19 protein-coding genes are annotated in these 20,518 nt (G+C 45.5%); 11 read left to right on the forward strand and 8 right to left on the reverse strand.

Going from position 1 to position 20,518, the window contains the following annotated elements; genetic code table 11:
* Positions 1-40: 40 nt before the first annotated feature.
* From ACLWBB_RS09670 to ACLWBB_RS09690, 5 genes are all read left to right on the forward strand, one after another.
* Positions 41-733 carry a tetratricopeptide repeat protein gene (locus tag ACLWBB_RS09670; RefSeq protein WP_413291433.1) on the forward strand — a complete coding sequence of 231 codons (693 nt, stop codon included), beginning with the start codon at positions 41-43 and terminating at the stop codon, positions 731-733.
* A complete protein-coding gene (locus ACLWBB_RS09675; protein WP_413291434.1) occupies positions 733-1,476 on the forward strand; it encodes a hypothetical protein in 744 nt (247 codons plus the stop codon). The genes ACLWBB_RS09670 and ACLWBB_RS09675 overlap by 1 nt, the downstream gene beginning before the upstream one ends.
* Before the next feature lie 130 nt (positions 1,477-1,606).
* Entirely contained in the window at positions 1,607-3,286 is a 1,680-nt protein-coding gene (locus ACLWBB_RS09680; RefSeq protein WP_413291435.1) for a hypothetical protein, read from the forward strand.
* A gap of 5 nt (positions 3,287-3,291) precedes the next feature.
* Positions 3,292-4,785, forward strand: a complete 1,494-nt coding sequence (gene pyk / locus ACLWBB_RS09685; RefSeq protein WP_413291436.1) for a pyruvate kinase — start codon at positions 3,292-3,294, stop codon at positions 4,783-4,785.
* A gap of 113 nt (positions 4,786-4,898) precedes the next feature.
* Entirely contained in the window at positions 4,899-7,844 is a 2,946-nt protein-coding gene (locus tag ACLWBB_RS09690; RefSeq protein ID WP_413291438.1) for a DUF3857 domain-containing protein, read from the forward strand.
* A 16-nt stretch (positions 7,845-7,860) separates the two neighbouring features.
* Here the strand turns inward: ACLWBB_RS09690 and ACLWBB_RS09695 are convergent, their stop codons facing one another.
* From ACLWBB_RS09695 to ACLWBB_RS09715, 5 genes are all read right to left on the reverse strand, one after another.
* Positions 7,861-8,838 carry a Crp/Fnr family transcriptional regulator gene (locus tag ACLWBB_RS09695; protein ID WP_413291439.1) on the reverse strand — a complete coding sequence of 326 codons (978 nt, stop codon included), beginning with the start codon at positions 8,836-8,838 and terminating at the stop codon, positions 7,861-7,863.
* Positions 8,839-8,930: 92 nt separating this feature from the next.
* A complete protein-coding gene (locus ACLWBB_RS09700; protein ID WP_413291441.1) occupies positions 8,931-9,392 on the reverse strand; it encodes a hypothetical protein in 462 nt (153 codons plus the stop codon).
* 104 nt (positions 9,393-9,496) lie between these two features.
* Positions 9,497-10,153 carry a CoA transferase subunit B gene (locus ACLWBB_RS09705; protein ID WP_413291442.1) on the reverse strand — a complete coding sequence of 219 codons (657 nt, stop codon included), beginning with the start codon at positions 10,151-10,153 and terminating at the stop codon, positions 9,497-9,499.
* Positions 10,154-10,156: 3 nt separating this feature from the next.
* Positions 10,157-10,858, reverse strand: a complete 702-nt coding sequence (locus ACLWBB_RS09710; RefSeq protein ID WP_413291443.1) for a CoA transferase subunit A — start codon at positions 10,856-10,858, stop codon at positions 10,157-10,159.
* 2 nt (positions 10,859-10,860) lie between these two features.
* Complete coding sequence (locus ACLWBB_RS09715) at positions 10,861-12,036, reverse strand: thiolase family protein (RefSeq protein ID WP_413291444.1); 1,176 nt, start codon at positions 12,034-12,036, stop codon at positions 10,861-10,863.
* 104 nt (positions 12,037-12,140) lie between these two features.
* On the opposite strand from ACLWBB_RS09715, the gene ACLWBB_RS09720 reads away from it, so the two are divergent.
* From ACLWBB_RS09720 to ACLWBB_RS09730, 3 genes are all read left to right on the forward strand, one after another.
* Complete coding sequence (locus tag ACLWBB_RS09720) at positions 12,141-13,127, forward strand: hypothetical protein (protein ID WP_413291445.1); 987 nt, start codon at positions 12,141-12,143, stop codon at positions 13,125-13,127.
* Positions 13,128-13,167: 40 nt separating this feature from the next.
* Positions 13,168-14,112, forward strand: a complete 945-nt coding sequence (locus ACLWBB_RS09725) for a hypothetical protein (protein WP_413291446.1) — start codon at positions 13,168-13,170, stop codon at positions 14,110-14,112.
* Positions 14,113-14,338: 226 nt separating this feature from the next.
* The gene (locus ACLWBB_RS09730) at positions 14,339-14,827 is read left to right on the forward strand and encodes a hypothetical protein (RefSeq protein WP_413291447.1); all 489 of its coding nucleotides are present in this window, start codon (positions 14,339-14,341) and stop codon (positions 14,825-14,827) included.
* Positions 14,828-15,075: 248 nt separating this feature from the next.
* Here the strand turns inward: ACLWBB_RS09730 and ACLWBB_RS09735 are convergent, their stop codons facing one another.
* On the reverse strand, positions 15,076-15,585 hold the full coding sequence (locus ACLWBB_RS09735; RefSeq protein WP_413291448.1) for a hypothetical protein: 510 nt from the start codon (positions 15,583-15,585) through the stop codon (positions 15,076-15,078).
* 24 nt (positions 15,586-15,609) lie between these two features.
* Here ACLWBB_RS09735 and ACLWBB_RS09740 point away from each other — a divergent pair, with 24 nt between their 5' ends.
* Complete coding sequence (locus ACLWBB_RS09740; protein WP_413291449.1) at positions 15,610-15,735, forward strand: hypothetical protein; 126 nt, start codon at positions 15,610-15,612, stop codon at positions 15,733-15,735.
* A gap of 266 nt (positions 15,736-16,001) precedes the next feature.
* Here ACLWBB_RS09740 and ACLWBB_RS09745 read toward each other — a convergent pair whose 3' ends face one another.
* Positions 16,002-17,648, reverse strand: coding sequence for a hypothetical protein (locus ACLWBB_RS09745; RefSeq protein WP_413291450.1), 1,647 nt, complete (start codon positions 17,646-17,648; stop codon positions 16,002-16,004).
* A gap of 167 nt (positions 17,649-17,815) precedes the next feature.
* Complete coding sequence (locus ACLWBB_RS09750; protein WP_413291451.1) at positions 17,816-18,442, reverse strand: hypothetical protein; 627 nt, start codon at positions 18,440-18,442, stop codon at positions 17,816-17,818.
* 82 nt (positions 18,443-18,524) lie between these two features.
* On the opposite strand from ACLWBB_RS09750, the gene miaB reads away from it, so the two are divergent.
* Together miaB and ACLWBB_RS09760 are read left to right on the forward strand one after the other, a co-directional pair.
* A complete protein-coding gene (miaB, locus tag ACLWBB_RS09755; protein ID WP_413291452.1) occupies positions 18,525-19,925 on the forward strand; it encodes a tRNA (N6-isopentenyl adenosine(37)-C2)-methylthiotransferase MiaB in 1,401 nt (466 codons plus the stop codon).
* On the forward strand, positions 19,925-20,491 hold the full coding sequence (locus ACLWBB_RS09760) for a bifunctional nuclease family protein (RefSeq protein ID WP_413291453.1): 567 nt from the start codon (positions 19,925-19,927) through the stop codon (positions 20,489-20,491). Before miaB ends, ACLWBB_RS09760 begins: the two co-directional genes overlap by 1 nt.
* The last annotated feature ends 27 nt before the right edge of the window (positions 20,492-20,518 follow it).

The following is a 20,518-nucleotide window of genomic DNA, read 5'->3' on the forward strand; positions in this document are numbered from 1 at the left end:
ACTGTCTCAACTTATTTCGGGATACGCCGATAAGCACCCTATGAGAAGAGTATCTAATTCTTTATTCCTCATTATTTGTTTGAGTATCACGGTTGGCCTTCTGTGGGGTTACAACGAATTTACAAATTACTTCAATCAAGGAAAAGAATATCAGGTGCAAGTGCGCCAGCTTCAACATCGTATCGAGAAGGAAGAGTTTAAAAATGCTCTTCTTCGTAATCAGCTGAGCGACTTCCAGCAAAGTGTTGCGGCGGTTTTGCCATCTAATTCTGCACTGAGAACTCAATTGGCAAGCTATGAAGTTAGAAACTTTGCAAGTGGACTTCGCGTGCCAGCGAGTGAATCGCAAATGGACCTCTCTGGGGTTATCTTTGAAAAGGGTAAAAAGCTTTTTAAAGATCAAAAGTACGAAAAGTCCATCAAGGAATTCCGTCGTGTTTTGGATGCCTATCCTCTTTCTCGTTACAAAGTGGAAAGTCACTTCTTCATGGCAGAGGCCTTCTTCTTGCAAAAAGACTATAAGAGCAGTCTTGATCTGATTGATCAAATGGTTCAACAGTATCCGGACAATGACCTTACAGGCTATGTAATGCTTCGTATGGGCCAAATTAGCGAGCTAAACAACCGTCTTGAGGAAGCTTCTGAAGTTTACAAGACGGTCCAGTTGAACTTCAAAAACGATCAGCTGCGCGCTCAGGCGCATAAGCTTGCTGAGGGAGTTCAGGTCGAGTGATGAAAAAGTTCGCGCACTTGTTGTTATTTCTGGCGGCGTTTCAAGTAGAGGTTCGAGTTCGTGCCTCTGAATCTACAGCAGTTTCTTTTCCTGAAAATTGTATCGGCAAAAGCATTCCTTGTTCATTCAAAGTGACTGAGGATAAGTGGTCTTATGAAGCGGGTGCCATAAAATTGCGCGCGCCAATGAATACTATTTTGACAGAAAATTCAAAAACCAGGGACTGGACTGTCGTAGAAGGCAGTCTTTGGGTGCAAAATGCTCCGTCTGTCAGAGTAAAAACCGTTTCTGCAGAAGTAGAAGCGAGTAGTGGTCAGTACTGGGTTTTTGCAGAAAAAAACCGCACGGTGTTTCGTAATATCAGTTCAAAACTTGTAGTTACCTTCAAAGATCAAAGTAAAATGGAAATTCCTAGAGGCTTTGAAATTTGGGTGGGCAGCGTAAACTCCGAAGCGAAAGTGGAGCATGGAATGGTGGAGCCAATCGACCTCAAGCAACACTTGAAGTCTTGGTTTGCGCTTTATCCAGGGACTCGCCAACAGTTCGTTTCTGAAGTTCAAGACCTGAAAGACCAATGGGCAGACCTAATCGAAGAAAGCGGCGACATTTATAAAAAAGTTGCCGAAAGAAAGATGGCTGCTCTAGACGAGGAAAAGCGCAAGCAGCTTGAAGTTCAGAAGAAAAAAGACGACGATCGCCGCCAGTTGCGTGAACGTTTTCATAAGCGCGTTTTTGAATACTAAAATCCCGACCTTTGTTGGGCCACTAAAGTCCTGTTTTCCAATCCAAAATAACGCCTAGAGATCCTTAAAATCAGCTTTGTGATAGGCTTAAATTAGCATTTTGTAAGCTTATTTCTCAAGGAGGACAGGGATGTCCAGTGTTGGTGGAGCATCAGATAGCAAGCGTCAGGATGATCGCGTTCGTAAAACTCGCGAAGATTATGAGAGTCGCGAGGCCGAAAATCAAAAACGACAAAAAGCTGAAATGGAACATTTGAACAAAAAGCATTACGCGGAAATCAATCGTATTACTGCGGATTTCGATCGGGAAATGGATGAGTTGAAAAGCCATTACCGCCAAAACTTGAATGAACGTGATCAATCCAACATCCGTAAAGTAGATGAAGTCCGAAATCTGTACAAAGAACAACTTCGCAAAAAAACTGAAGAAAACGACGGCGATCGTCGCCAGATGAGAAATGCGTTTAATGGCGCGATTCAGAAGCAGAAGAGCATCAGCGAAATGCAAAAAGACAATCTTATCGAGAATCACCAGTCTGAAATTAATCAGCAAGGTGAAAAGTTTCAGGAAATGAGCTTGCGCAATCGTCAGGAGCTTAAAGAGAGTTTAGGTGACCACGATCAGAAGTTGAAGGATGCGCATGGAAGAGAAATGAACGCGACGATCAAAGATCGTGACACTCAGCTTGGCAATAAAGACCGCGACAATAAAGAACTGCGTAAAGCCTATGAAGGAAAACTAAATGCCGAACGTCGGCAGCGCGAGGCTGAATCTTCACGTTGGAATCAAAAGTACAAAGATACAGTGGCGAATAATAACGAGGAAAAAACGGACACCATGCGTACCCAGGGATTTGTCTTAAGGGGCGAGCTGGATGAGTTGAACAGAAAGTACAATAATGCCATCAATAAAAAGTACGAACAATTAGACGATGCTAACCAAGAGTTGCGTGATTCTGTGAATGATCGACTGAATGGACAGGTTCGTTCAAAACAAAGTCAAATTGAACGTTTGAGTAGTAAATTGAATCACGAAATGATCAACAACGAGCGCTTAAGAAATATTGAGCGCCGCGATTTGCAAAGTAAACACGTTGAACAGGTAGACCTTCTTGAAAGACAAAAAGAAGGTGCTGTTGAGAATATGAAAGCGCTTAACAATAAACGCATTGGTGAGATGGTTGATCATACCAATAAGAGTCTGAGAAATTCCAATCGTGATCATAAGAGTGAGATGGATTTGACGACTCAGCGAAATCGTCAGGATCGAGAGATGCTCGTGCAACAGCAAAAGGATGCGGTTGAACAGATTTCCGGAACAGCCGAAAGCCGTGTTAAGAAAATCACAAAGCTTTCGCGCGACAATCAGGAAGCCTATAGTAAATATTTTGATAGTTCTCTAGATCAGATGAAGGACAACTATTCAGAGCGTATCACGGAGCAGCGTGATCGTAATACCGATGACATGGTTCGTTTGAACAAGGCGATGAGTGATCGCTTCCGCGGTATGGAAAAAAATTACGGTCAAAGAATGGAAGCCCTGACAAGTACATACGAGAGTAAAATCAATCAGATGAACGAAAATCATCAGAAAGAACTCAAACGTATTGAATCGTATTATGCTCAGAGAATGAACAACAAAGATAAGGAAGTGAAGCAGTCACAAGGCAGTCTTGAGATGAAGTATGAGGCAAAGATTGCGCAGATGAACGAAGCTCATCAAGATCAACTTGATAGAATGAGTAGACGTCATCAGGAAGACATGCAAAACTTATCAACAAGAATGAGCAACTATAGCAAAAAGGCATAATCTTCATGTTAGCAGATCGCAGAGCCAAGATCGTAGCCACCATAGGTCCCGCAACTCAAGATGAGGCTTCTCTCGAGAAGGCCATCAAGGCGGGGCTGAATGTCGCCCGCTTAAACTTTAGCCACGGAAGTCACGAAGACCACCTGAAGGTCATTCAAACAGTAAGAAAACTTTCGAAGTCGCTCTTGGCTCCGGTCACTTTGCTTCAGGATTTGCAGGGGCCGAAAATTCGTGTCGGTAAATTTGAAAATGGTTCCATTACAATCAAAAAAGGTCAGCGCTTAATCATCACGACGGATGAAGTCCTCGGTAAAGACGGACTCATTCCAAGTGACTTTAAAGAGCTTCCACAATCAGTCCAAGTAGGAACCAAAATTCTATTGGATGACGGCCTTCTAGAACTGAAAGTTCTAGCGGTGCGCGGGCACGAAGTAGATGTAGAAGTTGTGTTTGGTGGTGTTCTTAAAAACCGCAAAGGGATGAACTTACCAGGAGCAAATCTTCCAGTTGAATGTATGACTGAAAAAGATTTAGAAGACTTAGAGTTCGGTCTTGCTAATGGTGTTGATTATGTTGCATTGAGTTTCGTGCGTCATCCGCGCGACATTCGTAAACTTCGCGAAATTATTGAAAAAAGAAACTCTAGCGCAAAAATCTGCGCAAAGATTGAAATGGTAGAGGCGCTTGAGAACCTCGAAGAAATCGCGCGTCTAAGTGATTCGGTGATGGTAGCTCGTGGAGATTTGGCAGTCGAAGTCGGGCAGACTCTTTTGCCTGGTATTCAAAAGAAGATCATCCATCTTTGTAATCAGTTGCGTAAGCCGGTGATAACGGCAACTCAGATGTTAGATAGCATGGTGGAAAATCCTCGTCCGACAAGAGCGGAGATTACTGACGTCGCAAACGCGGTTTTGGATGGTTCAGATGCTTTGATGTTGTCGGCAGAGTCCGCAAGTGGAAAGCATCCGTTCTTGGCAATTCGCACGATGCATGAAATTATTCTTGAAGTCGAAAGAACTGAAGAGAAGTATTACAAGATCTCATTAGAAAATGAATTCCTAAGTCCTCCAGCGGCCATTGCAGCGAGTGCCAGCTTGTCAGCCTTGAAGCTGAATGCGAGCGCTATTGTGTGTTTAACGACGTCTGGTAAGACGGCAAACATCATCGCCAGTTATCGCCCTAAGGCCCGCATTATTGCGGTGACAGAGCGTATAGACGTGTTGAATACGCTTGAGCTGACGTGGGGGATTCAAACCCTGACGATTAAGCCTTATAAGACGATGGAAGATATTCTTGAGCAGGTGGATCGTTTATTGGTTCAATATGGCCTTGCGAAGACCGGAGACCGCGTGATTTTCACTCTTGGTCAGCCGATCTCAGATGGTGCAAAGACCAATGCGCTCTTCTTGCATATCGTGGGTGCTGAAACTCAGACTCGCGTGAAAGACGACAGCTTGCCGCTGCGTTGTCAGAACGAAGCTGCGTTGAACTGGTCTTAAGCATCTCGCGCTAAAATCCCAAATTGAAACACCTATAATCAGACTTCACTCAATAATCTACGATAGAGAGTGAAGTCCTTTAGTCGTTTGACCAAAGAGCCGTTGATATAAATATGAAGAAATTTATATTGTGTATCATAATTTTTGGTCGCAGCGCTATGGCAGCGTGGACCCCAAATACCGAAGCTGGCGTGATTATCGATCGAGTGGACATGACAATGGATGTGAAGGCCGATGGCACTCACGTCGAAGAGGAAGAGCGACAATACACAGCGAAGAATGAAAGCGGACGTAACAAGCTCGCATTGGAGTCTCTGACATTTTTGCCAGAGATGTCGAAGATAGAAGTTCTTAAGGCGGTATCTATCACTGACGGAGTTGAAACCGCGGTAGATTTAAAAACTATTCACGAGCGAAGTGCTGCTGGGCCTAAAGAAGGCATCACTGGTGTGAAAGAACTCGTCATTCCATTTACAAACTTAAAAATCGGTTCCTCCATCAAATACCGAATCAGAACTACCACTTTGAAGCCTCTGTATCCCGGTGTTTTTGCGATGCAATTTATGTATGGTGCCCAAGGCCCAGAGATGGCTGGAGTTGTAAAACTTCGTTCTGAGAAAAAGTTAGAGTATGCAGTTCGTGACAAAGACAAAGCTTTGAAGATTGAAGAAGGAAAAGAAAAAGAGCTTTATACGCTTACCATTACGCAGGTGAAACCAGCGAATAAGACTCTAAAAGACGAGCGTCTTCCGATGCTCTCGCATGATTCGTTTCCGCAGGTGCAAGTTACAACTGTCAAAAACTGGCAAGAGTTTTCAGGCTTGATTGCGGATAAATATGAAGCTCGCCTTCAGGAAGAATTGCCTCCGGTCTTTAAAGCCATCGTTGATAAAGCCGCTCTCAAGAAAGACGTTTACGAGAAAATCGACACTGTGACCTCAGAGCTTGCAACAATCATGACATACTCGGGGAACTGGACGACTTTGGAAAAAATGTTTTTCCCCCGTGGACATAAAGAAGTTGCGGGCTCTAAAACCGGAGATTGCAAAGACTTTGCGACGTCAACAGCCGCAATGCTCAGAAAACTGGGTATCAGCGCCAACGTCGCTTTAGTTGGACGGAAAAGTCCTTATGATCCTGGCCAAGTGATACAAACGACGGCTCTGAAAGAAGAGCTCGCAATGCCATCTTTATTTAACCACGCCATTGTGCGTGTGGAGCTACCTGCGAAGAAGGTCCTCTGGGTGGATCCGACAAATGCGGTTAGCAACTCGCGGTTTTCCAATTCTGATATTGCTGGTTCTGCCGCTTTGAATGTTGCGAAGTCGACAATAGCCATCGAGAAAGTGCCATATTCTGGTGTCGAGGACTCCGTTGTTAAAGTTGATAAAAAGTTGAAACTCAGCGCTGACGAAAAAGGCGAGAGTGAAGGTTCTATTTCAATGACCGGCTTTTTTGCTGTGAGTGTCATGGATACGGCCTTTAGAGAAGGGGCAAAGAAAGCCAATCAAAATGTGGGGGATATCTTTGGGATAGCGCTAGAAGATGTCGGTGAAAGTATCAAGGCGGATTACAAATCCCGTATCGCCCAAAATTTTGAAGCCAAGGTAAAAACGTTCGGCGAAAAAGTTTTCGCGGAAAAGGAAAATAAGGAGTATTTGTATTTTCCTCTTCCACCTTACTTAAGCATCTATTTTGCAGGGTATGCTCCAGGTCGTGTAACTGATTTTTATGCGTTCGTTAAGAGCCGCTATGAGGGGCGTACCGTAGTTGAAGGCTTTGATTTCGTTGATACTGAGAGTTTCGGTTGTTATGCCGTCAGCCCTTGGGTGGATGTAGAGCGCCGTTTGGTCAAAAACGAAAAAGGCTTTGAAGTTATAGATCGTGTTACTTTTAAGAAGGACATGATTCCAGTCGCGGAGCTAACTGATGAAGAGTATGGCTCTTCAATGAGCGACATAGAATCTTGTGTTGGTGCGCAAACGGTACAAGTCCAAAAGTTGACTCCTGGTTTGACTCTGCAAAAGCGCCTAAGCCGTTTTACAATGACAGAGATTAAGAGGCTGGATGGCATCAGCGGGCCTGGCAGTGTGCGAAGATCCATGGAAGTTAAAATGATCGCCGAGCACATGCTGCAAAAGAATCCAAAAGACATGGATGTATTGATTGAAAAAATACGCGCCGAAAGATTTATCGGCTATCGTCAAGGAGCGATTATTGGTCCCGTATTTGTAGAGTATGCGGATCGTAGTATAGATGACATTTTGTCCAAAGACCCAAATCAACCACGAGCATTGATACAAAAGTCTTACAATATGATTTACGGTCAGAAAATGGATCAGGCTAAAACATATTTCACTAAGGCTTACTATGCCTCTAAAGAAAAAACCTTTGAGTTGTATAGGCTTGGTGGATATCTATCGTCTACAATCGCGAACTACTCGGTTGCCGAAGGGTCTTATTCAAAAGCTTTGGCATTAGCAAAAACAGACGCGGAAAAGGCCCATGCCTATAGAAGCTTGGGCGGTGTGTATCTGGATCAGAAAAATCATACAAAGGCAGAGACCTACTTGTACAGCGCCTTGAAATATAGTCCCGACGATGCGTGGTTGATGAACGATATTGTTGTTCTTGCTCTGAATAAAAGTGATTATGACGGCGCTATTGAGGTCGGCGAGAAAATGTTGAAAGTAGCTAGTTTTGGTGTTGGGCGCATTAATGTTGCGAGTGCCTATGGCCGAAAAGCCGCCAAGATACTTAGTTCGAACTCTCAAGATGTCACCCGTTTTGAAAAAGCCGCGGACCTCGCGATGAAGGGGATGAAGTGGGATGAAAAGTCAGTGGATTGCATGCTTGCGCTTGGTCAATCCCTACATGAGACCGCGGCTCTTAAAAAAGATGTTGGGTTGATGAAGAGATCTATGGATGTGTCGATTAAAGCCGTCGCCCATGCAAAAGGACCATATCAGATACAAAAAGCGACCGAGGTACTTAATAAGGCGAGTGCGGCACATTCTCAGATGATGCGTGATTCTATGAGAAAGCCAGCGGGTGAGTAATAGGAAAAAACATCTCCTAGCGGAGATGTTTTTTTAGGTTGTTGATAAGAGCCCAGTTCTTACACATCTTGTTTACGTCCGCGGGATTCACGGTGACGTAGACGCCGGATTCTTCCATGATTTTTTCAGAAACTAATTTCTTCTCAATGACTACATTCAATTCTTCGATGCGCACAAGGCGGCCAAGTTCTTTCATAGAGTCATTTTGAACATCGTTCACGTTAATCTTGTGAAAGCCTTTTGCATCAGGTTGAACTTTAGAAGCAAAGTGCAGAACCGCTTCAAGGACTTTTACTTCCTCATCACGTAAAGAGACCTTCTCTTTGTCAGAGCTAAAGAGCCAATCGTTATACCAATCTACAAACTCAAACAAGTAATCCGCTTGCAGGTTGATCATCTTCTGGCGGCCTTCTCCTAAATCCTCGATGGTCATATAGCCAAGAGTTTTAAGGGCTGCCGTCATGCTGTTCATTTTGTTCGTTGCTTCTTGGAAAATCTGAATTGTATAGCGACGGAGAGTGCCCGATGGGATTGAGATTCCGCCTTCTTCTGGTTTTCCATATTTATGCCCAACGAAATTAACCAAAGATAAAAGCTTGTTCACCACATGAGGAGGAAAACGATCTTCTTCCTGATTTGGGGTTTCTAGCATTTTGATTTTTTTGTTCGCCTCGCGCAAATTTTCGTTCATGGTTCTCATGATCGCTTTTACCCATACAGGTAAAGAATCCATCTGCTGATTGAGGCCTTCATAAGGAAGAGAAATAACTTCAGAATCCTTCATGGCTTTGACATTGGCGCTGCGGGGCTTTTTATCGAAGATAGCCATTTCGCCCACCATCGAGCCGGGGCCGATCTCTGCAAGGACGACTTCAGAAGTTCCTTTAGTTTTAGTAACGGCAAGCATTCCTGATTTTACGATGTACATCGCATCAGGTGCATCTCCTTCACGAAACAGATAGGTATCTTTTGCGACTTTTTTGCCGTCAGCCACTGTCGTCCCCTCGCTAAAACGTCTTCCATAATTATGACTTTAAAGAAGGGTAGCGGCAAATGGACCTAGACCTAGGTAGCGCGCAGGAAGGACTATTTTTGAAGATGGCCAAGAACTGCTTCGAGGCGAGCGACTAGATCTTGCAGGGCAGGTTGGCTCTTGATGCTTTGAAGCTGATGAAAAGAAATCAAATCATTATCTTGAACACCCAAATCAGACATCAGTTTTGAAGGCTGATGAAAGCGAACAACCCAGCCAGCTGTGTCTTTGAAAACGGACACGTCTTTTTGCAAAGTGCCCAGGCTTTTTTCCATTGCTTGAATTTGCTCTTCAGTGATGTTGAGGTTTCCGGCGGCATCTGCGGGAGGTCTGATAGAAAGTGGAGCCGGTACAGAGGATGTATTGGCGTCAGAGGCAATTCCGCGCTGAGAACCGAGAATTTTAGCGGGAACTTCTTGGTAGTAAGAAGTCGCTGAGTACCTTTTCATAAAAAAAGCGTAGATCCCAGTGATTGTGAAAATACCGCCGATAATCAGGAGTGAAAACTGTCTCATACCTTAATGGTAAGGCCGTGAGAGCAGAAAATGCAAGACCCCCGACTTATCGTCGAGGGTCTTGTTATAAGATTCAATTTATTGAGGTTGAGCTGGACGTCTGACTAAAACTTCATCGGCTTTACGTCTGGCGCCACAGTCATTTTTCCCTCGGTCGCAGCCAGGACTTTCTCGGGAGTCAAATCTGGAGCGTATTCACGAAGGACAAATCCGTTCGGAGTTACATCAATCACGCCATAGTCAGACACAATCTTCTTGATGCAGCTCACGCCTGTCAGAGGCAGAGTGCAAGATTTGCGAAGCTTTGAGTTTCCGTCTTTGTCGGTGTGTTGCATGGCTACGATCACATTTCTGGCGCCGGCAACAAGGTCCATCGCGCCGCCCATACCTTTGATCATTTTCCCAGGCACCATCCAGTTTGCAATGCTGCCGCCTTCGTCGACTTCCATGGCACCCAAAACAGTCAGGTCTACGTGACCACCGCGAATCATCGCGAAGCTGTCAGCAGAACTAAAGAAGCTTGCGCCCTTCATCGTTGTTACTGTTTGTTTTCCAGCGTTGATCAAATCAGGATCGACTTCTTTTTCTGTCGGGAATGGTCCCATTCCCAAAAGGCCGTTTTCACTCTGTAACATAACGGACATTGTTGACGGAATATAGTTCGCGACAAGAGTTGGGATGCCAATTCCAAGATTCACAGTGTAGCCATCTTGAACTTCTTGAGCGATACGTTGTGCGATTTGTTCACGATTCAAAGGCATGTTTTAGCCCTTTCTCACAGTCATTTGTTCAATGCGTTTTTCATAGCCTTTTCCTTGGAAAATGCGCTGAACGTAAACGCCCGGAGTATGAATTTGATCCGGATCCAACTCTCCCACTTCCACTAACTCTTCTACTTCAGCCACCGTGATTTTGCCGGCAGTTGCCGCCATCGGGTTGAAGTTGCGAGCCGTTTTTCTGAAGATCAGATTTCCGAACTTGTCGCCCTTCCAAGCTTTTACCAAAGCAAAGTCACCGACGATCCCACGCTCTAAAACATAATCGCGGCCGTCAAAGTTTTTAATCTCTTTACCTTGAGCGACCAAAGTGCCCACTCCTGTAGGAGTGTAAAAACCTGCGATGCCTGCGCCGCCTGCGCGAATACGCTCAGCAAGTGTTCCTTGTGGACAGAATTCGAGTTCAAGTTCGCCACTCATAAATTGTTTTTCGAACGTGGCGTTTTCACCCACGTAAGAAGAAATCATTTTTTTGATTTGATGAGTGTGCAACAGAATTCCAAGACCAAAATCATCCACGCCTGCATTGTTAGAAACGCAGGTGAGTCCTTTTACGCCAAGTTCTTTCAGAGCTTTGATGCTGTTTTCAGGGATCCCGCAAAGACCAAAGCCACCCACAACCAGAGTCATGTTGTCTTTAATACCTTCGAGAGCTGAAAGAGCGTCCTTATAAACTTTACTTTTAGCCATAACTAAACTTTCTCGATGATCACAGCAACGGCCTCACCACCACCGATGCACAAAGTAGCCAAACCATAACGTTTGTTGTGAGTGTGAAGAGCGTGAATCAATGTTGTAAAGATACGCGCGCCAGAAGCGCCGATAGGGTGACCGATAGCGATCGCACCACCGTGGACGTTTACTTTTGCAGCAGGGATTTCAAGTTCCTTCATTGCAACTTGAGTTACAACCGCGAAAGCTTCGTTGATCTCCCAAAGATCGATGTCGCCGACTTTCAAGTTTGCATTTTGCAATGCCTTTTTGATCGCGCCTACCGGAGCCGTGGTAAAGTACTTAGGCTCTTGTGCGAAAGTTGCGTGAGTTACGATTTTTGCCAAAGGTTTTGCGCCACGAGCTTTTGCTGTGGACTCTGTCATCAACACAAGGGCCGCAGCACCGTCGTTGATTTTTGAAGCATTTGCCGCAGTGATGGTGCCGTCTTTTTCGAAAGCTGGGCGAAGACCAGGAATTTTATCAAAGTTTGTATTGAATGGATCTTCGTCTTTTTCAAAGGTGATATTGCCTTTTTTAGACTCGATCGTTACTGGCACGATTTCGTTTTTGAAAGTGCCGTTGTTGATAGCTGTTTGTGCTTTTTTGTAAGACTCGATCGCAAAGGCATCTTGCTGTTCACGTGTGAAATGATTTTCGCGAACACAGATCTCTGCAGCGCTTCCCATGTGGAAGTTATTGTATGGATCCCAAAGACCGTCTTTGATCATAGAATCGACCATTGTTGCTGGTCCCATGCGATAACCTGCGCGTGAGTTCTCAAGCAAGTGTGGCGCCATAGACATGTTTTCTTGTCCGCCAGCGACAGCGATTTTTGTGTGGCCCAATTGCAAAGAGTCTGCAGCGAGCATCACGGCTTTAAGGCCAGATCCACAAACTTTATTGATGGTCATGCATGGAGTAGAACTTTTAAGTCCGGCATAAAGAGCCGCTTGTCGAGCTGGAGCTTGGCCAACACCTGCTGTCAGGACCTCGCCCATAATACATTCGTCGATTTCATCTGGAGAAACTTTAGCGCGGTTCAATGCTTCTTTGATCGCAGTTGCGCCCAATTTTGGGGCAGGAAGAGAGCTAAGTGCTCCTTGAAAAGAGGCAACCGGGGTGCGCACGGCGCTAACGATAACAACGTTTTCCATAAATTCTCCTTTATTGAAAAGAAACTGTAGCTATAGCCTGACCAATCTTTTATATTTTAACTACAGAGTCAAATGGACCCTTTGAGATTAAACGGAGTGACAGAATGAGATGGATTTTTTCTGCCCTGACGATTGTTTTTTCATCCCTACCAGCTTATGCGCTTTTAGCCTTCGAAGTAGCGCCGCAAGACGTAGAACGTATTGTGGTCGTGGGGCTTGATGCCCAGGTGCAAATGGTAGGGCAGGCGAATGCTGCAAAATTGCGCGTTTCGGGCATCGATGACACCAGCGAACCTGGTAACTTTGCCCTCGAAAGAAAAGACCGAGTCTTGTTTATTAAGATGCAAGAATTCTCGGATAAAAAAGAGTGGAAAGAAGCCCTCACTAAACCTCATAAGAAAAAAGTGCTGGAATTTACCGGAGCTTCTGTTCCAGTAGAGATTCAATTGCGCGAAGGCTCGGTGAGTTCGCAAAAGTGGAGCAAAGAGCTCAAAATTTCTTTGGTCAAAGGAAAAGTGGTCAGTAACGGTGGAAGTGCTTCGTTGAGTATTCAATTGCAAAACGGGGACGTGACCGTTGTCGATCAGACCTCCAAATTGGCCGCGGATGTTTATAAAGGGCAACTCACGGTCAAGAACCTGCAAGGGGACTTGGACGGCAGCGTCTTCTCAGGCTCTATGAACATCGAGAAATCTAAGGGCGTCCTTTCAGTGACTACGACCCAAGCAACCGCGAAGGTTGTGCAAAGCTCTGGCACTCTGCAGTTTGAAAACGTAAAAGGCAGCCTTGTGGCCCAACAATTTGCGGGGCGAGTAGATGGTCAAACCGGAGAGGGCTCGGTCAGCTTGAGTATTTTGTCTGACACAGATGTTCATGTGAAGAGCAACACAGGAAGAGTTTCTGTGCAAACAACGCCGGGTTCTGGCGCCTTCTTGAATTTGCTAACGACAGACGGAGAGATTACAGTGCCAGGCGAGCTTAGAGTGAATCGTAGCGCGACTGAAAAGTCTGTTAAGGGACGTCTTAAAGGTGGCGAACAAAAAGGCAGTATTGTTGTGCGCTCTCAAGAGGGAAACATTCTTGTAAAATAATAAGTTGACAGCCTCTTTGTAATCATTCAAGGCTCTATCCATGGCAAAAACGAAAAAGAAACCGACCCCTGTTAAAAGCGCTTCTAAAAAACCAGTAGCTGCGAAAACAGCTGCAAAACCAGCAGCTAAACTCGCTGCAGCAAAAAAGCCAAATGGCAAACCGGCTGCAAAACCTGTTGCTGACGCTAAGCAAAAGAAAGCTGTTGCGGCAAAGCCTGTAAAGGCTGCTGAAAAGCCGACTAAGAAAGCAGCGCCTCCGGTGAAGGAAAAAGCGAAAGCTCCTGTTGCTGCTCCAAAAAAAGCAGCGGCTCCGCAAAAGCCTGAAGCAAAAAAGGCCACGGAAAAAGAGCTTAAAAAAGCAACTCCTGAGCCTGCAGCGGCGAAAGCGGCGGCAAAAAAAGAAGCGAAGGCGAATCCTAAGAAGGGCCCGAAAGGCGCTAAAAAGGATGAGACCCAGGAAGAAGACGACTACGTCAGTGATGACGACTTTGGTGCTGTCGATGAAATCGGTGAGTACGAAGAGGAACTAAAAGCCGTCGAAGAGTTGGATGAAGAGGCCGTAGAAGACGAAACTTGGACAGCTGAATCCAAAGATAAAGGCGATGAAGAAGTTATTCTTACTGATGCCGAAGGTCGCCGTTATTGCCGTTCTCGTGATTGTGATCAAATTGGTATTGTAGATGGCTACTGCCGTTATCACTACCTCCTGTTCTGGAAGAAAATCCAAGTTCGTAAGAAGATCCTTCAGGACGGTAAACTTGAACGTTACGTGGAAGAGTTGACTGCTCGTTATCCAGATAAGTTCTTAGAGATGATTCGTCGCGATCTTCGTACCGAGAAGGACTTCTTGGCAGCCATCCAAGAACTTGAAATCGACGAGAGCGCAGGTGAGAACGAGTTTGAAGAGGATACAAACGCTTATATCGAAGAAGTTCGTGGTATGGGCGAGGGCGGTGGCTCTGGAGTCGAAGAAGAAGAGTTTTAAGCCTTTCTATCTATATAGATATATACATGGGACCCATTGGGTCCCATTTTTTTTGCCTTTTGACGTCCACATTTAATACACATTAACCAAGTGTTCGCCTTATTCGTCACTGTCTCAGAATGAGACGCCCAGGGAACAATGTGGTCGAGATGAACGTGCCAACGCGAGCATGGATCTTGTAATACCCTCAATTGTGACGATTTAGATTTTTAAAAAAGAGGTTAATATGAAGAACAAATTCTTAACGTTTGTTTTGCTTTTGTCGACGGCGATTCTCACAAACTGTGCGAAGAGCGATAGAAGCAACAATAACAATGTAAATGCTTATGGTGGATCTTGCGGAATGGCAGGATATGTAAGCACAACATACGGATGCGTACCTCAAGGAAACTGCCCTGTAGGTATGGGACAATATAACGGCACATGCGTGGCTGGTGGCAACACAGGTATTATGGGTGGTAACTGCCCAGTAGGATCTGTTTCTACGAGCTACGGCTGCTTACCACAAGGCGCTTGCCAAATGGGATATGCACAATACAACGGTACATGTATCCAAGCTACTATGGGTGGCGGATACGGTGGTTACTGCGGTGCTGGCCAAGTAAAAACGGCTGCGGGCTGCGTACCACAAAACACTTGCCCAGCTGGTTACGGTTACGCTGTAGGTAACTACGGTGGATCTTACGGCGCTTGGTGCTTGCCGCAAGTTTACTAAACCACAGGACTGTGGTTCTTAAGAGGATTTAAAAAAAAGGCCCCGCTCTGAACGAGTGGGGCCTTTGTCTTTTTTGGAACGCCTTCTGATTGGGAGGGTGCTAACCGGGATTACCACATTTGGGGGAGGGACCCTGGTCGTTCACTTTCTGTTCGGCTCGGGGAAAGCCGATCTTTTGTGTGCAATCTTTTAAATCTTGTTGCGTTCTTTAGACCACTTAAGCTTTCGCCAAAGTGGTCCTTAGATTCTTAGTTGGTAGGAGCAGTGCCATTCTGAAAGCTTTTAAGAACACCAGTGACGGTGATTCCATCTTTGCGATTGGCGACCCATTTAGAAAAACCAAATGGAACTTTAGAAACCCAAACGGTGCCAGTGCCGTCTGTATTCGTAACGGGAACTGCACATGAAGCGAAGTCACCAGCTGGCGAATTCACAGTTTCTTCTTTTCCGCCACGAGCAGCGCAGTTGCCCAAGATCGTATCGATCGTAGCATCATCCAGAAGATCCTTAGCTTCGATAGTTTCTGTTTGGGTTTGTTTTTGTCCGTTAAAGTCTGTTGTTGAAGTCTGTGTCCACGAGTTCGTTGCTTTGTTGTAATTTGTCAGCTCAAAAACTACTGTGCCAGACATGCTTTGGCCGCCTTTGGCAAGAGTAACGTCGTATTCTGATTTATCACCTAATGCTGGTGTAGCTTCGGCAATCATTGATGCAAATGTAACTGTGAGCAAAGCAAGGCCGCTTTTCGCTAGAAGTCTCATGGAAAATCCCTCCGTGAATGTTTAATGGAAACAAAATTCTTCGCGAGAGTGGTTGATTTAGCAATTCTGTACCTGTGGCGAACTCTGGAAGATTTGGTCGCATCGAAGTCTTCGTGCTTTGCTTCGAACGTCGGATTTGGTTTGAACTAAAAAGCCTTTGGGTTCTCCCTCCGTGGAGACGGGCGTCCGGCCCTCACGCAAGCGCCACGCCTTTGGCGTGGTTCGCGCCATCGTGGCGCCGCTTGAGCTCCACTGCGTGAGAACCCAAAGCCCTCTGGCTGAAACCAAATCGTCTTCGAAATTTACGTTTGTGTTTTCTTTGCTTTTAATGAACTCGGAGAGTGAGGACGAAAATTAAAAAACCCACATCTTTTTTGGATGTGGGTTTTTGTTTTTGATTAGGTTTGTTGCGCGAATTATTTTGAGAATGCTGATGCTGGGTATTGGTCGCTTGGGACTATTGTTTTGATTCTTTCTTTGGTTAGGAATTTTCTTAATGTGAATCTTGGGTGTTCTAGGCCGCCGCTGCTTTGGCCTGGGAGTACGCCGATGCGTTCCCATTCGGCTTGGGCTGTTTCTGGGGCTTCGAATTGTAGCTGTGCGCCTCCAGATGTGTCTGTAATAAACCAGCCGTAGTCTTTAAGGGCTGTCAGAATGATTTTGATTGCGCGTTTGTTTTCTGCGCGTAGACCCGTCAGCGAGTTTACGTAGTCATCGATTTCCTGAGTTGTTACATTCAGTGCGAAACGCATGCCTTCTGGAATTGTTCCCACTTTTCCCGGGTGCTCAAGTTTTGTTGCTGGTGCCACGTAGAAATCACCTGAGGTGGATGGGATTGGCATTGAGAGTGCGTGTTCAATCACGCCTTTTTCGATTTCCCATGGGCGTACTAACATCGCAAGGTAGTTGATACCTACACCGCGAGAACCCGTGCACTTCGTTGCTTTTGTGTCCCAGTTATTTGTTAAGTAATCTCCTGGGCAAAGATTTCCGTTACCGATGGTGATTTGTTTTGTGGTGGTATCGATCGCGGCTTGCCACAAATTCCATTCTTTACCGGCTGCTGCGTCGAGAATGATCAGCTGACCATCTGTTCCTGCATTTTGAATCCAGCTTGGGTTAAATGGAATCATCTTGCCATTCAGGTTTCCCCAATTGTTTCTGTCTTTGATGAGATATTGATCTGATGCTTTTGTGGCATCATAGACGGCGTAGGTGTACTTTCTGAAATTGAGTTCAGGAATATTTGCTTTCGTAAAATCAGCCCACAAAAAGTCCGCGTATTTTTGACTTTCTGGATGTACCGGCAATTTGCTGACTGGAATATTCCAAGGAGCATTCGGCCCATAAGGACGAACGCCAGTAAAGCTTCGTGCACCAACTGGTGGAGGAGTAGTCGCAGGCGTAGGTGTTACGACTGGAGTCGCTGTTGGCTTCGGAGTCGGCGTTGGAGTTGCTGGTGGTGGAGTGATTGTTGGTACCGGCGGTGGTGTAATCACCGGTGTTGCAACAGGTGTCGCGACTGGAGTTGGCGTCGGGATTGGTTGTGTGGAGGCGCCAAGACTTATAGACATTGTATCGAGGTTCGATCTTTTAAGAGAACTTTTCGTCGAATATCTCAGAGTTAAATTCCCCTGAGCATTGATATAGTCAGAGGCATTTTGTTGCACGGAGAACTTGAGCAGAGACCAGGTTTCATTAGCTGCTGCTCCGTTGTTGCCGATAACATCAAACGATTTTGTTTTGTTATTGTAGAGAGAAATCAGCCACTCTTGTTGGCTACGTGGAAGACCTTTGTAATTTAATGAAAACGAGAGGGAGTTTGTCGAAGTCATTGGGGCTTTAAAGCTGAAATCCCCCGTGTATCCACTGGCGCCAGGAGTAAATTGCACGTAGTTACGCCACAAAGTGGAAGTTCCGCTTTGGTCCTGCAACATTAACGCGCTTAAATTTCTGGTGCTGGTTTTTCCCGCGACGGTTTTAACGCTTAACGGGTAGATGGTTTGGGCTGATGCTGTCGTAGCGAAAAATAGAATGCCTACAATGGTGTGCCATCTTGTCATGAATTCCCCCTAAAAACCTAATGTGTGGTCAATAGGGTCATGATACGGGAGTTGGGGCGGAGTCTCTAACTTTTACTAACTTGTTTCTCAAAGTGAGACTTTAAAGAAGAGAAGCCGTTTTCTCCGATCATGCCCGAGCGGAATCTAACGGCTTCGTAGAAATTTTCCTAATGTAGGTCGTCTTTCTTTTTCTTTTTTGGACCACCAAACATCTTCGGAGATTTGGCGTCTTCATCATTCTCATCTTCGTCGTCTTCCTCTTCTTCCGGGAAGTCTTCGTCGTGCGAAGGCGCAGAAAGTTCTTCATCAACGTGAGCACGTGAAAGTGCATCTTCGTTTTCTTCTTCTGTGACTAATGCAGCATCAGCGTCGCCCAAAAGAGCATCGGCTTGAGCTTCAAGATCGGTATTGACGGTGGTGTACTGTAAGTAAATCTTGAGTCCCTGGAATGGATACTCTTGCCATGCGCGTGGAAATTCTACTTCGCCCTCAGAGTCGAAGTAGTCCATCATCATCGAAGCCGCGGCATCGATGCAGTTATGGATGCGCTCTACAGCGTCTTTCTTCTTAGGGTCATAGCCCATCGAAACTTCGAAGTTCGATTGCACTAAACGGCCCTTTTCATTGACTCCAACGCGAAGCATCACTTCTTCTGGGTAGATACGCCCTTCAATGACGAGTTTGTTTTGGCCCAAGTGTTCAGAAAAATTTTCGTGGAAAACCTTCTCAATTTGCTCTTGGTATTCCTTAGGAAATGCCGTCCATTTTTTTGAGGTTTTAAGACGTGGTTGCATTGCTTTTCTCCTGGCGATCCTCTATAACTCAAAAGCTTTTGTGACACAATGTGAAATTGGACCCGAGTAAAGGACCCTCCGAATGGAACATAATCAAACTGAAGCATCTGGCGCTATTCCAGGCGCGGGTGCAAATCCGTCTTCAGCAACTCTCAATCAAGATATTGGCCAAGGCCGTGGCGTTTTTATCTCCACATACGGCTGCCAAATGAACGTCAACGATACTGAGCGCATGTATAGCCTGCTTGAAATGGCGAACTTTACTCCGGTGCAAACGGCCGAAGAAGCTTCTGTCATCATCATTAATGCCTGCAGTATCCGTGAAAAGCCCGTCCACAAGGTGTATTCCGAGGTCGGTACCTATCGCAAAATGAAAGAGAAAAACCCGGATCTTCGTATCGGTGTTGGTGGTTGCGTAGGTCAGCAAGAAAAAGAAAACTTGATCAAAAAGCAACCGATGATCGACTTCGTATTTGGTACAGACACCATCGATAATCTGCCGAATCTCGTGGCTCAAGTTTATGAGAACGACAAGGCTCGCGTAGTAAATGCGAAAGTAGAGCACAGAGCTCCTTATCACGTTGAAACTTTGGTTAGAAACCCAGGTGTTTCTACCTTTGTGAACATTGCTAAAGGTTGCGACAACTTCTGCAGCTTCTGTATCGTGCCTTTCACACGCGGTCGTGAAAAGAGCCGTCCACTCAGTCACGTTTTGATGGACGTGCGCACGCTTGTTAAGCGCGGCGTGAAAGAAGTCACTTTGCTTGGTCAAAACGTGAATTCTTACCACAGTGAGTGCGGTGCGGACTTTGCGGATTTGCTTCAGAAAGTGGCGCAAGAGACGGGGATTGAACGCGTGCGCTATACGACGTCTCATCCAAAAGATTTCAACCAAAAACTCGTGGACGTGATGTACGCGAATCAGCCAAAAGTTTGTGAATACATCCACTTGCCATTCCAGAGCGGTAATAGTCGTATTCTTGAGAGAATGAATCGTGGTTACACTCGAGAGCAGTATCTTGAAAAAATCCAGATGATCAAAAAGGCGATTCCAAATGTCGTGCTATCTACTGATATTATCGTAGGGTTCCCGGGGGAAACTGAAGAGGAGTTCCAGGATACAATCACCATGGTTCAAGAAGTTGGTTTTGAAACCATCTTTGCCTTCAAATACTCTCCGCGTCCATTTACTAAGGCCGCGAAGTTTGAGGATCAGGTGCCTGAGGACGTAAAAACTGAAAGATTGAACCGCTTGTTTGATATTCACGATATTATGGCTTTCGACCTTGTCAAACGCTACGAAGGACTCACATTACAAGTGTTGGTTGAGAAAGCAGACTCGGTAGAAGGAAAAATCACGGGCCGTACTCCAGAAAACAAACTGGTGCACTTCCTAGGATCTGCGGATTTGATCGGGCAGACAGTGCCAGTGAAGATCACGAAAGCCTTCCCAGCTGTACTCAGAGGAGAATTGGTACAATAATGAAAAACACTCCCGAAGTGAGTTCAGATAAATTAGAAAATCAGTTCGTGTTTTCCGCAGAACTTCTGGAAGAGAAGTCCTTTACAGGAAGAGGACTGATTCGTTTGAAGCCTTACGGATTATCTGTAAGCACTGATTTTGCGCGTCCGTTCTTGTTGTTAAAAGACGACGACCATAAATACACTCTGCCAGTGGCCGTAAATCCACTCGAGGCCGGAGTGGCTTTAAGTCAGGCAAACAAGTCTGTTGCGCCGACAACTCCGCATCGCTTTACTCAGGCGCTGATGGAAAGTCTGCACATGAGCATCGAGAAGTGTGTTTTTGTTGAAATCAAAGGGCACTATCAATACGTACGCTTTTTTATGAAAAATCATCCCACGCAGGACAGTCTTAAAATGCGCGCTGATGAAGCGATGTCTTTGTGTTTGCACTTGGATATTCCGATTTATGCTTCGAAAGAGTATATCGAGAAGAGTCGGGTCATGAATGCCGAGATGGACGGGGTGAGTGCGGATATTAAAGCTCACCCAGGTATCATTCAGAAAAATCATCCATACATTATGTAATAAAAAAAGCCGGGAGTTCCCGGCTTT

Origin of the sequence: Bdellovibrio sp. HCB337, from assembly GCF_047302465.1 — a bacterium.
Taxonomy (GTDB): Bacteria; Bdellovibrionota; Bdellovibrionia; order Bdellovibrionales; family Bdellovibrionaceae; genus JACMRP01.

Coding starts and splice junctions, on each gene's coding strand:
- ACLWBB_RS09670 (WP_413291433.1), top strand. CDS start 41: ATGAGAAGAGTATCTAATTCTTTATTCCTCATTATTTGTTTGAGTATC.
- ACLWBB_RS09675 (WP_413291434.1), top strand. CDS start 733: ATGAAAAAGTTCGCGCACTTGTTGTTATTTCTGGCGGCGTTTCAAGTA.
- ACLWBB_RS09680 (WP_413291435.1), top strand. CDS start 1,607: ATGTCCAGTGTTGGTGGAGCATCAGATAGCAAGCGTCAGGATGATCGC.
- pyk (WP_413291436.1), top strand. CDS start 3,292: ATGTTAGCAGATCGCAGAGCCAAGATCGTAGCCACCATAGGTCCCGCA.
- ACLWBB_RS09690 (WP_413291438.1), top strand. CDS start 4,899: ATGAAGAAATTTATATTGTGTATCATAATTTTTGGTCGCAGCGCTATG.
- ACLWBB_RS09700 (WP_413291441.1), bottom strand. CDS start 9,392: ATGAGACAGTTTTCACTCCTGATTATCGGCGGTATTTTCACAATCACT.
- ACLWBB_RS09705 (WP_413291442.1), bottom strand. CDS start 10,153: ATGCCTTTGAATCGTGAACAAATCGCACAACGTATCGCTCAAGAAGTT.
- ACLWBB_RS09710 (WP_413291443.1), bottom strand. CDS start 10,858: ATGGCTAAAAGTAAAGTTTATAAGGACGCTCTTTCAGCTCTCGAAGGT.
- ACLWBB_RS09715 (WP_413291444.1), bottom strand. CDS start 12,036: ATGGAAAACGTTGTTATCGTTAGCGCCGTGCGCACCCCGGTTGCCTCT.
- ACLWBB_RS09720 (WP_413291445.1), top strand. CDS start 12,141: ATGAGATGGATTTTTTCTGCCCTGACGATTGTTTTTTCATCCCTACCA.
- ACLWBB_RS09725 (WP_413291446.1), top strand. CDS start 13,168: ATGGCAAAAACGAAAAAGAAACCGACCCCTGTTAAAAGCGCTTCTAAA.
- ACLWBB_RS09730 (WP_413291447.1), top strand. CDS start 14,339: ATGAAGAACAAATTCTTAACGTTTGTTTTGCTTTTGTCGACGGCGATT.
- ACLWBB_RS09735 (WP_413291448.1), bottom strand. CDS start 15,585: ATGAGACTTCTAGCGAAAAGCGGCCTTGCTTTGCTCACAGTTACATTT.
- ACLWBB_RS09740 (WP_413291449.1), top strand. CDS start 15,610: ATGGAAACAAAATTCTTCGCGAGAGTGGTTGATTTAGCAATTCTGTAC.
- ACLWBB_RS09745 (WP_413291450.1), bottom strand. CDS start 17,648: ATGACAAGATGGCACACCATTGTAGGCATTCTATTTTTCGCTACGACA.
- ACLWBB_RS09750 (WP_413291451.1), bottom strand. CDS start 18,442: ATGCAACCACGTCTTAAAACCTCAAAAAAATGGACGGCATTTCCTAAG.
- miaB (WP_413291452.1), top strand. CDS start 18,525: ATGGAACATAATCAAACTGAAGCATCTGGCGCTATTCCAGGCGCGGGT.
- ACLWBB_RS09760 (WP_413291453.1), top strand. CDS start 19,925: ATGAAAAACACTCCCGAAGTGAGTTCAGATAAATTAGAAAATCAGTTC.